The sequence below is a fragment of the Methylibium sp. genome, assembly GCF_013817365.1.
Classification (GTDB): Bacteria; Pseudomonadota; Gammaproteobacteria; order Burkholderiales; family Burkholderiaceae_C; genus Methylibium.
The window spans coordinates 1-7,324 of record NZ_JACDCU010000194.1 but is presented as its reverse complement, the minus strand read 5'-3'; the positions used below and the strand labels follow the sequence as shown (position 1 = coordinate 7,324).

Here is a 7,324-nt window from a genome sequence, read left to right as displayed (position 1 = left end):
CCTTCCGGCCCCGCCCGCGCCGCCGCCGCCTGCACCGCCACCTCCCCTTCCGGCTCCGCCCGCGCCGCCGCCGCAGCCGAAAACCATTCCCGCCACCGCGGTGCAGTACCTCAAGCCGCCGGCCCCCAGCTATCCGCGCGCCTCTCGCCGCTACGCCGAGGCCGGCCGCGTGGTCGTGCGCGTACTGATCGACGAGCGCGGCCAGCCGGCCGAGCTGCGCGTGCAGTCGTCCTCCGGCCACCGCCGGCTCGACGAAGCCGCCATGACGGCGATGCGCGAGGCGCGCTTCCGTCCCTACACCGAGAACGGCGTGGCGCTGCGCGTGTGGGCGCTCGTGCCGATCAATTTCGAACTGGAGAGTTGAGATGAACGAAACCACCACCACCGCGCTGGGCTTCGCCCACTTCCTGACGCAGGCCGATGCGGTCGGCAAGTCGCTGCTCGTGATCCTGGTGCTGATGTCGGCGGCCTCGTGGGCGCTGATCGTCATCAAGGGCGTGACGCAGATGCTGCGCAAGCGGCGCAGCGCGAAGTTCCTGAACCTGTTCTGGAACGCGCGTTCGCTCGACGAGGTGCAGCACGAGATCGCCACACACGGCGCTGACAACCCCTTCGCGCACCTGACCGCGCATGCCGTGCATGCACAGGCGCACCACGCGCGCTACGGCGCCTCCAAGCTCTCCGAGGCCGGCAGCGCGCAGGACTTCCTCACCCGCACCATCAAGAAGGTGCTCGACGAGGAGAACACGCGCCTGGAGAACGGCCTCACGGTGCTCGCGACCGTGGGCGCCACGGCGCCCTTCGTCGGCCTGTTCGGCACGGTCTGGGGCGTGTACCACGCGCTGCTCGCCATCGGCATGAGCGGCGCGGGCACGCTCGACAAGGTGGCCGGCCCGGTCGGCGAGGCGCTGATCATGACCGGCATCGGCCTGGCCGTCGCGATCCCCGCGGTGATGGGCTACAACGCCATCACCCGCAGCAACCGCGTGCTCGGCGCGCGGCTCGACGCCTTCGCGCACGAGTTGCTGACTTTCCTGAGCACCGGCACGCCGCTGGCGCGGGGCGAGGCGACCAGGATGGCGGCGAGCGGGGCGGCCAGGGGTCACAGCGACGGCGCAACGACGGGTGCCGCCAGCGGCGCTGCGAACGGCGCGACGGTGCGCCCCTTGCCCTCCGCGAGCAGCCCGGCGGCGAACGTCCCCGCCCGCGGCGCCGCGGCGCGCGCCTGAAGCGAAGCGAGACCGCCATGGCCTTCGCCGCTTTCGACAACAGCAAATCCTCGGGCGCCCCGATGGCCGAGATCAACATGGTCCCGCTCATCGACGTGATGTTGGTGCTGCTGGTGATCTTCATCGTCACCGCACCGCTGCTCACCCACGCGGTCAAGCTGGAGCTGCCCAAGGCGAGCTCGCAGCCCAACGTGCTCAAGCCCGAGAAGGTCGAGTTCGCAATCGACGCGGCCGGCACGCGCTTCTGGAACGGCGCGCCGGTGAGCCGCGACGAGGCCGCACTGCGCTTCACTGCGGAGGGCAAGCGCGAACCGCAGCCCGAGGTGCACCTGCGCGCCGACCACACGGTCGCCTACGGTCTGGTCGCCGAGACGCTGGCCGATGCGGCCAAGGCGGGTCTCACCAAGGTCGGCTTCGTGACCGAGCCGCAGCAAGCCGAGGCCGGTGCCCAATGAGCGCCTTCTCCGCAGCCCCTTGTGCAGCACAGGGCCGGCAGCAAGACACCGGGGACGCCGGCTTGCCTTGCGCCCAGGCGCTCATCGCCGGCACCGTGGCCCTGATGACGACCTGGGCCGACCCGTGCCCCGACTGCAAGGCCGATGTCGCCACGCAGCGCGCGCTGATGGCGCGCAAGATCGTCTCGAACCTCGACCTGCTGCAGCGGCATCCCCTGCTCAGCGCCCCCCTTCGACAGGTGATGAGCTGTGCCCACCGGCGCTGGCTGGGCCTGGCCTGCGCGGCGCAGCCCGATGCAACGCTGTCCGAACCCGCCGGGGAAGCGGCTCGCGCCCCGGCTCGGTCGCCGCCCGAACGGGCGGTCCCCGCCGCTGCCGGCGCAGCCCCTTTCGACTTTCCCGCGGCCGGCGCCACCGGTGCCGCGCTGCACTGATCCCTGCCGCTTATGACGACTCTTCGATCCGGCGACACCCTCACCGAGCGCTGGCAGCGCCTGCAGATGCAGGTTCGCTGCGCCCTGCATCCGCTGCAGCCGGAGCGCATCGGCCTGTACCTGCTGTGCGGCGCCAAGCTCGCCCGGCGCGACACCGGCTCGCCGGTGGCCATGCAGTTGCGCATGCTGCGAACGCTGCTGCGCGCCGCGCAGGACCCGGCGCTGCCGGGGTCCTGGCGCCGGCTGTGCGTGGTTCATGCCGAGCTGCCGCTGGCGCACCTGAACGCGCAGATGCGCTGGCACGACCCGCTGGCGCTGCAGGCGCTCGAGGCCGAGGTGCAGCGCGCGCGCGTGCAGTTGCCGCCGTTGCCGCAGAGGCCGCTGGGAGTTGCGTGATGCGGCGCGCAGCGGTCCTCCCTCTCGCAGGCAGTCCTTGCTCGCCGGCGATCCACCCGCTTGGGCCGGCTTGCGACCAGGCCTTCGCCTTCGTCCGCCGGACACCGTCCATCCGGCCCTTGCCCTCGGTGACCGGGCGTCTCATCCGCACCCTGCGCATGCGCCTGCTCTTGGGCAGCCTGGGCTTGGCCGCAATCTCCGTGCAAGCCCAGGTTCCGGCGCCGCGGCCGGCGCCATCCGCAGAGGCGTCTGCCCGAGGTGCGCGTCATCGACTCCGCAGTGCGGCTCGATCCCGGCTACTCGGCACGGCAGCCGAGCCCCAGCACCACCAAGTCCGACGCCTCGCTGTTCGAGACGCCGCAGTCGATCACCATCGTCACCCGCGAGCAGCTCGACGCGCGGCAGGCACAGACACTCGACGAGGCCCTGCGCGGCGTGGCTGGCGTGGTGTCGAACAACTTCGGGCGGCGCGGCTGGGACGACATCGTCATCCGCGGGCAGCGCGCCTCGGAGTCGGTGTACGTCGATGGCCTGAAGCTGGAGCAGAGCAGCTGGGTGGCGCAGGAGCTGTTCGGCGTCGAGCGCGTCGAGGTGCTCAAGGGGCCGGCGTCGATCAACTTCGGTCTGGTGCAGCCGGGCGGCCTGGTCAACATGGTGAGCAAGCGCCCGCGGCCGGTGGCCTTCGGCGAAGCGGGGGTGACCGTCGGCAGCGACGGCCTGCGGCAGGGCACGCTGGACCTCGGGCGGCCGTTGTCGGAGTCGGGCAAGGCGGCGTTTCGCATCACTGCCCTTGCGAAGAACAGCGACGACCCGACCGACTTCGTCTTCTTCAAGAACCGCTACGTGGCGCCCTCGCTGTCGCTGGACTTCGGCCCGCGCACCGAGTTCGTGCTGCTCGGCAGCTTCCAGCAGCGCAATTACCTGCGCCAACAGGGCCTGCCGATCACCGGCACCCTGCGGCGCAATGTCAATGGCCGCGTGCCGCTGAATCGTTTTATGGGCGAACCCGGCTTCGGCCCCTACGACGCCGAGCAGGCGCGGCTGGGCTACAGCCTCTCGCACGCCTTCGCGTCTGGATGGACGCTGAGGCAGAACTTCCGCTGGCAGGAACTGGAGGTCGATGGCCGCGCCGTGTTCCTGAGTGCGCTGCAGGACAACCAGCGCCTGCAGAACCGCAGCGCCACCCTGCAGGACGTCCGAGGCCGCGCGCTGGCGCTGGACACGCATGCCCTGCGCACGCTCGACGCCGGCGGCCTGCGCCACCACCTCATGGTGGGCGTGGACCTCAACCACGACCGCAACCGCTCCGCTTCGACGACCTGCGCCGTCCCGGCGCTCGACGTGTTCGACCCGGTGTACGGCGCGCCCATCACCTGCCCGCCGGCACCGCGCAGCGACACCACCAGCACGGTCAAATTCGTGGGCGTCTATGCGCGCGATCGCATCGAGATCGGCCAGCGCTGGAGCGTGCTGCTCGGCGCACGGCACGACCGTATCGACAACGAGGCGTTCAACCACATCACCGGCTTGTCGCAGTCTCAGGACGATCGCTCGACGACTGGCAATGCCGCGCTGCAGTTCGAGCTCACGCCCTGGGCGGCGCCCTACGTGAGCCACGCCACCTCCTTCCTGCCCGTGAGTGGCGTGGATGCCGGCGGAGCGCAGTTCCAGCCCGAGAAGGGCCGGCAAACGGAAGCCGGCGTCAAGCTGCAGGGTGCCGGCGGGCGGCTCAATGCCGCCCTGGCGGTCTATCACCTCACGCGCACCAACGTGCTGACCGCCGACCCAAACAACGACGGCTTCAGCGTGCAGACCGGCGAACAGCGCAGCAAGGGCTTCGAGGCCGAGGTCGCGGCCGACCTGAGCTCGGGCTGGAGCGTGGCCGCCGCCTACACCTACACCGACGCAAAGCTGACCCGCGACAACTCGGCCAACGTCGGCAAGGTGCTCAACAACGTGCCGCGCCACAGCGCGAGTTTGTGGAGCACGCACCGCTTCGAGCAGGGCGCGCTGGCCGACTGGAGCGTGTCCTGGGGCTTGCGTCACGAGAGCGCGAAAAGCGGCTTCACCGTGAACTACGAGGTGCCCGGCTATACGGTGGCCGACCTCGGCGTCGCCTACCAGGGCGCGGGCTGGCGCGTAGGCGCGAACGTCAACAACCTGTTCGACAGGGAGTACTTCGCCGGCGTACTCAACAACAACGTGGTGCCGGTCGGCACGCCGCGGCAGTTGCGGGTGAATGCGGTGATGGAGTTTTGAGTCGCCGCATGAACAGACCCACTTCGATCTGCGAGCCGGCACCGGACGGGCCGGTCAATGCGCGAGCGGTGCCGGCGCAGCGCGTCTTCGCGGGCGCCTCATTGCACCCAATTCTCGATGGTGAGTTCGTCGATGCGGCTGAATTCGCCCACGTCATTGGTAACGAGCGTCGCCTTCTCGGCCAGTGCATGGCAGGCGATCCAAAGGTCGTTGGCGCCGATCGGCGTGCCGGCGTGCTTCAAGCGCACGAACTGCGCGGCGTAGTGCTCGCACATTTCCCGGCTCGCCGGATAGAGGACGGGCACTTGGCGAACCAGCGCGTCCAGCCGACGCAATACCTCCGACTTGCGGGTGCTGCGCTCGGCGCCCTTGAGAAGTTCGGCATAGCTGATGAAGGACATGCACAGCATGTCGTCGTCGTTGAGCGCATTGATGCGGGCCGCCACGGACGCCGGCTTGTTCTTGACGAAGTAGATCAGCGTGTTGGTGTCCAGCATGTACTTCACAGGCCCTCCCGCTCCTGCAGGGCGGGCTGCGTGCGGCGGTCCTCTTCCAAGGCTTCGGCAAAGGCGTGGCCGAGTTCGTCGTCGAAGCCATTCAGTGCCTGCAGGAGCGCGGTGCCGCGGTCAGCCGGCACCGGGTGGATCACCAGATCGCCGTGCTCGTTGCGGCTGATCTCGACCCGGCTCGCATCGAGCCGGAATTCCTGCGGGATGCGCACCGCCTGGCTGTTGCCGTTCATGAACACGCGGCTGATGACTGCGGACATGCTCGACTCCTCTGGATTGTGTGTACGGAAACGTATGTATTTTAGGGCGCAGGACTACGAAGTCGCAACCTGGCCCCTGATTGCCTGCAGCGGCGCCCGAAGTGCGACAGGCGCGCCATGACCTCCCGCCGCACCCTGAGCATCTTGTACACGCTGCACTCCTGGGCGGGCATCGTCACGGGCTTGCTGATGTTCGTGGTCTGCTTCTCAGGCGCGGTGGTCGTGTTCAAGCACGAGATCGACCTGTGGGCCAACCCGGGGCTCGAGGCCTTGCCGCGGGTCGCCAGCCCGGTGGGGCCGGACGCCGTGCTGGCCAGCCTGGCAGAGCGGCACCCCGGGGTGCGGCCCGAGTCGCTGCTGGCGCCGGACGACACGAGCCCGGTCTGGTTCGTTAGCGCCAAGGCTGGTCCCGGCGAGCCCCGCGTCAAGCTCGCCGCACGGGCCGACACCGGCGAGATCGTCGGCCCGGTCGATAGCGAGCGGGGCCAGTTCATCCGCACGCTGCACGTCTTCCTGTTCTTCGGCCCGAGATGGATCGTCGGCTTCCTCGGCGTGGCGATGTTCTTCCTGATCGTCTCGGGCACGGTCATCCATCGCAAGGTGCTCAAAGAGCTGTTCACGCTGCGCTGGGGCCGCAGCTTTCGGCTGATCGCGTCGGACTTCCACAAGGCCGCCGGTGTCTGGGGCCTGCTGTTCCATGGCGTCATCGCTTTTACCGGCGCCTGGCTGGGGCTGGCGCCGGTGTTCGAGCGGGCTTACGAGCACTTGCTGCCCTCCGGGCAAGCGGCGGTATCGGTGGCGCGGACCGGGATGGCCGCGGGCTCGGCCCTCCACCCGGAGCTTGAAGCCATGCTGGCTGCCTCGGCAGGGGCTGCCGTGCCACCCCGTGCAGCGGCCAGCGGCGGCCGGGCGGCGGTGCCCGTCGACGCGCTGATGCACCAAGCCGCCCGCGACGTTCCTGGTTTCCTGCCGCGCAGGGTGTCGCTGCGCGGGGGGGAGGGCGACGGCGGCCGTGCCAGCGTGGCCTTCACCGGACCGCTGCGCGACTCGCTCTACGCCAACGCCTCCGTGCGCTACGACGCGGCCACCGGCGCCCTGCTGGAGAAGCGCGATCCCCGGCAGCGCGGCTTCTGGAGCCAGTTCAACGGCTTGATGGAGCCATTGCACTTCGGCGACTTCGGCGGGCTGGTGCTCAAGTGGCTGTACTTCCTGCTGGGCCTCACGCCTGCAGCCCTGTCGCTCAGCGGCACGCTGATCTGGATCGATCGCCGCAAGCACCGGCGTGTGAGCCGGACCGCTTCGGCGGCGCAGCAGTCAGGGCCGGCGCAACAGGCGGGTCCCGCGGCGCCACGCCCTGTCGCAGCGCGACAGCCGGGCCCGGCTGCGACACAGCCTGCCGTCTTCGGCGCTGCGTCCGACCCCGCCGACGGGAGGTGGACCCGTGTTTGAACGCGCCATGGTCGGGTTGCACCTGGGGTCGATCGCGGCGCTCACCGCCATCGCCGCGGCCAGCCTGGCTTGGGGGTCTGGCTTCGAGCTGCTCAAAAGCAAGCAAGGGGCGGGGCACTGGGTCTTCATCGCCCTGTGGCTGGCGATGGCTGCGCTGATCGCGCTGCCGCGGCGCCCGGTCGCGGCCTGGAAGTGCGGAGTGGCCGCGTGCGTGGCGGTGTGCTGCATCGCCGCCGCGCTGGGGCTGTGGCGCACCGCGCCGCTCGCTTTCGGCATGGCCGTCAGCTTGGCAGTGTTCGCGCTCGGCGCCGCGGCGGCGACCCTTGCGGTGGG

General features: G+C 70.1%; 10 protein-coding genes. 8 read left to right on the top strand and 2 right to left on the bottom strand.

What is annotated here, in order from left to right; all coding sequences use genetic code 11:
- From H0W38_RS12630 to H0W38_RS12605, 6 genes are all read left to right on the top strand, one after another.
- The coding region (locus tag H0W38_RS12630) for an energy transducer TonB (protein WP_292454512.1) at nt 1–364 on the top strand (364 nt) is incomplete at its 5' end.
- Nucleotide 365: 1 nt separating this feature from the next.
- On the top strand, nt 366–1,229 hold the full coding sequence (locus tag H0W38_RS12625; RefSeq protein ID WP_292454510.1) for a MotA/TolQ/ExbB proton channel family protein: 864 nt from the start codon (nt 366–368) through the stop codon (nt 1,227–1,229).
- Nucleotides 1,230–1,246: 17 nt separating this feature from the next.
- Nucleotides 1,247–1,684, top strand: coding sequence for a biopolymer transporter ExbD (locus H0W38_RS12620; protein ID WP_292454508.1), 438 nt, complete (start codon nt 1,247–1,249; stop codon nt 1,682–1,684).
- Nucleotides 1,681–2,118 (top strand): hypothetical protein, encoded by a 438-nt coding sequence (locus H0W38_RS12615; protein WP_292454506.1) that lies wholly within the window; start codon nt 1,681–1,683, stop codon nt 2,116–2,118. The genes H0W38_RS12620 and H0W38_RS12615 overlap by 4 nt, the downstream gene beginning before the upstream one ends.
- A gap of 12 nt (nt 2,119–2,130) precedes the next feature.
- Nucleotides 2,131–2,514 (top strand): hypothetical protein, encoded by a 384-nt coding sequence (locus tag H0W38_RS12610; RefSeq protein WP_292454504.1) that lies wholly within the window; start codon nt 2,131–2,133, stop codon nt 2,512–2,514.
- 258 nt (nt 2,515–2,772) lie between these two features.
- Nucleotides 2,773–4,773, top strand: coding sequence for a TonB-dependent siderophore receptor (locus H0W38_RS12605; protein ID WP_292454502.1), 2,001 nt, complete (start codon nt 2,773–2,775; stop codon nt 4,771–4,773).
- 98 nt (nt 4,774–4,871) lie between these two features.
- Here H0W38_RS12605 and H0W38_RS12600 read toward each other — a convergent pair whose 3' ends face one another.
- Both H0W38_RS12600 and H0W38_RS12595 read right to left on the bottom strand, forming a co-directional pair.
- Nucleotides 4,872–5,270 carry a type II toxin-antitoxin system VapC family toxin gene (locus H0W38_RS12600; protein ID WP_292454516.1) on the bottom strand — a complete coding sequence of 133 codons (399 nt, stop codon included), beginning with the start codon at nt 5,268–5,270 and terminating at the stop codon, nt 4,872–4,874.
- A 5-nt stretch (nt 5,271–5,275) separates the two neighbouring features.
- The gene (locus H0W38_RS12595) at nt 5,276–5,542 is read right to left on the bottom strand and encodes an antitoxin (RefSeq protein ID WP_292454499.1); all 267 of its coding nucleotides are present in this window, start codon (nt 5,540–5,542) and stop codon (nt 5,276–5,278) included.
- Between the two features lie 117 nt (nt 5,543–5,659).
- Between H0W38_RS12595 and H0W38_RS12590 the strand changes: the two genes are divergently transcribed.
- Together H0W38_RS12590 and H0W38_RS12585 are read left to right on the top strand one after the other, a co-directional pair.
- Nucleotides 5,660–6,991, top strand: a complete 1,332-nt coding sequence (locus H0W38_RS12590) for a PepSY domain-containing protein (RefSeq protein ID WP_292454497.1) — start codon at nt 5,660–5,662, stop codon at nt 6,989–6,991.
- Nucleotides 6,984–7,324: hypothetical protein (locus tag H0W38_RS12585; RefSeq protein WP_292454496.1), on the top strand; the 341-nt coding region annotated here is incomplete at its 3' end. The genes H0W38_RS12590 and H0W38_RS12585, both read left to right, overlap by 8 nt.

Coding starts and splice junctions, on each gene's coding strand:
- H0W38_RS12595 (WP_292454499.1), bottom strand. CDS start 5,542: ATGTCCGCAGTCATCAGCCGCGTGTTCATGAACGGCAACAGCCAGGCG.
- H0W38_RS12600 (WP_292454516.1), bottom strand. CDS start 5,270: ATGCTGGACACCAACACGCTGATCTACTTCGTCAAGAACAAGCCGGCG.
- H0W38_RS12615 (WP_292454506.1), top strand. CDS start 1,681: ATGAGCGCCTTCTCCGCAGCCCCTTGTGCAGCACAGGGCCGGCAGCAA.
- H0W38_RS12625 (WP_292454510.1), top strand. CDS start 366: ATGAACGAAACCACCACCACCGCGCTGGGCTTCGCCCACTTCCTGACG.
- H0W38_RS12590 (WP_292454497.1), top strand. CDS start 5,660: ATGACCTCCCGCCGCACCCTGAGCATCTTGTACACGCTGCACTCCTGG.
- H0W38_RS12620 (WP_292454508.1), top strand. CDS start 1,247: ATGGCCTTCGCCGCTTTCGACAACAGCAAATCCTCGGGCGCCCCGATG.
- H0W38_RS12610 (WP_292454504.1), top strand. CDS start 2,131: ATGACGACTCTTCGATCCGGCGACACCCTCACCGAGCGCTGGCAGCGC.